We start from the raw sequence: 2,903 nt of genomic DNA, 5'->3' as shown, positions 1-2,903 counted from the left end.
TGCACAGTCCGGTGAAAATGAACAGGCTGTCCGGTCGAAACTGAACAGCGCGTACGGCGGTAATCGAACAGGCCGTACGGCAGCATGAACACCCTGTGCGCGCTGTCGCCCGCGGGGTGGCACCTCACGCCGCCTTCGTCATCTGCACTTTACGTTCTCTTTAGCTCGCGGGTCAACCATCAGTGATCATGGCGGCATTCCCAGTTGATCCATCTATTGATCCCCGCAGACCCAAATACCTGCCCTGATTACGCGCGTCGGCATTCTTCGCCCTTGTCTTCGATGGCGGAGCATCGGTCGAAGGGGCGCAGGCCGGTCAAGTGCGAAGCCGCCGAAGGCGGTGGCGCTTCAGCGCCACACTTGAGGGGCCTGTGCCCCTTGGACATCATCCTCGCCCGAAGGCAAGGCGCCGGTCACGTCGCTGGCGTGCTGGTCGGGGTGTCCTCCTTGCTGTTCGCCGTGAGGCGCTTGCGCATCGACTCGCCGCGCAACTCGATGCGGTAGGCGTTGTGAACGACGCGGTCCAGCAGGGCGTCGGCGTAGGTGGCATCGCCGATCTGGTCGAACCAGCTGGACACGGGGATTTGTGAGGCCAGGATCGTTGCCGCCCGGTCGTGCCGGTCGTCGATCACCTCCATCAGGTCGCGGCGCTGCTCGGCGGTCAGCCGGATCATCGCCCAGTCGTCCAGGATCAGCAGCCGCGTGCGGGCCAGCTTGGCAAACGCTCGCCGGTGCCGCCCTTCCACCCGGGCAATCGCCAAGTCGTCCAGGAGGCGGGGCAGGCGCCGGTAGAGAACCGAGAAGCCGTCCCGAGCCGCCTGATGGCCAAGCGCGCAGGCGATGAAGGTCTTGCCCACGCCGGTCGGCCCGGTCAGCAGAACCGAGCGCGCCGTGCGGATCCACTGGCCGCTGGCCAGCGTCTGGATCAGCCCGCGGTCGAGCCCGCGCGGGGTGCGCAGGTCGAGATCCTCCAGGCAGGCGGTCTGGCGCAGGTTGCTGGCCTTCAGCCGCTGGCCGAGCGCCGCGTTGTGGGCGGCCGTGTGCTGGAGGTCAACCAGCAGCGCCAGGCGCTCCTCGAAGGTGAGCGCCTCGATGTCCGGCTGCTTCATCTGGGCGAGCAGCCCGTCGGCCAGGGCCGACAGCTTCAGCGCGTGCAGCTTCTCGATGGTCTGGTGCAGCATGGCTCGCCCTCAATGATAGTAGCCGGAGCCGCGCACGTTGCCGTGCTCGCCGGGGCCGCCCTCGATGGGCTCGGGCAGGACAGGTCGGGTGGGCGCCTTCAGCAGCCCTTCCACAAAGCGCGGCGACAGCACCCCGGCCGCCAACGCCCGCTCGCACGCCTTCTCCAGGGCCATGGCGCCATACTTGGCAGCCAGGCGCACGACGCCGTAGGCCGCCCGCACCCCTTGTTCGACATGGCGGCGCGAGGCGAGCAGCCGGTCGACGTAGGTGGCCGTGGCCACGCCAATCCCCGCCGCCTCGGCTCGCATACGTTCGGGCGTGCGTTCCAGCACGGCGCGATGGCCCGGCGGCATGTGCTCGGGCAGCGTGGTGTGCCCGCCCTTGATCGGGCTGCGGGGATGGCTGGCCACCCGCTCGCCGCGTTGGAAGATCGTCACCAGCGTGGCGGTGGTGAACACGTCCACCCTGCTGCGCGCCAAGGCGCAGGGCACGGAGTAGTAATGGCCGTCGGCGATCACGTGGTAATCGGCGCCGACGGTCCGGCCAAGGTCCCATTGTCCCACGACGTAGGGATCGCTGGGCAGAGGCCGCAGCAACGCCCGTTCCTCGGCCTCGAACACCGAGCGGCGGGTTCCCTCGCGCGGCGGCGACAGCGGCCGGTTGTTGAGCGCCTCGCGCAGCGGCATCATGGCCGCGTTCAACTCGCCCAGCGAGAAGAAGGTCTGGTGGCGCAGCGGCGCCAGCACCCAGCGTTCGACCTGCAGGACGGCATTCTCCGCCGCGGGCTTGTCGCGCGGCTTGCGCACCCGGGTCGGCAGGATGGCGGTGCCGTAGTGCCGGGCCAGCTCGTAGTAGCTGGCGTTCAGCACGGGGTCGAAGAAGTTCGCCTTGGTGACGCCGCTCTTCAGGTTGTCGGGCACCAGCGCGCCGGGCACCCCGCCCAGGAAGTTGAACGCCCGGACATGGGAGGCGAGCCAATCCTCCAACTGCTGGGTCCAGGTCGCCTCAGTGTAGATCAGCCCGGAGAACGGCAGGCAGACAACGAAGATCTGCGCCTCGCGCGCTTGGCCGCCGTCCATCACCACGACGGTGTCGCCCGCGTAGTCGACCTGCAACGCCTCGCCGGGGCGATGCTCCTGGCGCAGCGTGACGCCGCGGCCCTGCTCGCGCCGCCAGCGGCGGAAATAGTCACAGAACTGGCTGAAGCCGTAGCCGCCGGGGTTGGCCTCGATGTACTCGCCCCACACCAGCTTCAGGGTGAGATGCTTGTGGCGGCGCAGGTCGCGCTCGACCTCGGCCCAGTCGGGCAGCGGGCGCTCCTCCAGCCACTGGCCATCATCGGCGCGCTGGAACAGGCGCCGTTCCAGCGCCTCCTCGCTCAAGTCGCGGACCTGCTCCCAGCGGGTCAGACCGGCCTTCTCCGCCCGGGCCAGCAAACCGTTCAGGGTGCCGTTGCTGAGGCCACAGCTGCGCCGGATCTGGCTGTAGCTCATGGCGAGATCGTATCGGAGCCGAAGCACTTCTTTCACCTTCCTCATCGCGATCCTCGTTCTCGGCATGCCGTGTCTCCTCTTGGCAGAGGAGCAACGGCACGGGCCGTTACTGGTGCGACGAAGGCGCGAGAAGCCGCTCGGCTGCTCAACCCGCTCCGCTGTTCATGCTGCCGTACAGACCGTTCACTTTCCTCCGGTCGTCCTGTTCAGTTTCGAGCGCACTGTGCA

The 2,903-nt window shown here is 68.2% G+C and carries 2 protein-coding genes; both read right to left on the bottom strand.

The genetic code is table 11. The annotated features are described in order from the left end of the window. Positions 1-413 precede the first annotated feature (413 nt). Entirely contained in the window at positions 414-1,181 is a 768-nt protein-coding gene (istB, locus tag J2851_RS35395) for an IS21-like element helper ATPase IstB (RefSeq protein ID WP_209774071.1), read from the bottom strand. A gap of 9 nt (positions 1,182-1,190) precedes the next feature. After that, the gene (gene istA, locus J2851_RS35390; protein ID WP_281416145.1) at positions 1,191-2,720 is read right to left on the bottom strand and encodes an IS21 family transposase; all 1,530 of its coding nucleotides are present in this window, start codon (positions 2,718-2,720) and stop codon (positions 1,191-1,193) included. Positions 2,721-2,903 lie beyond the last annotated feature (183 nt).

The sequence above is a fragment of the Azospirillum rugosum genome (assembly GCF_017876155.1).
GTDB classification, from domain to species: Bacteria; Pseudomonadota; Alphaproteobacteria; order Azospirillales; family Azospirillaceae; genus Azospirillum; species Azospirillum rugosum.
Note: the sequence above shows the minus strand (reverse complement) of the source record. Positions and strands in the feature narration are given on the sequence as shown.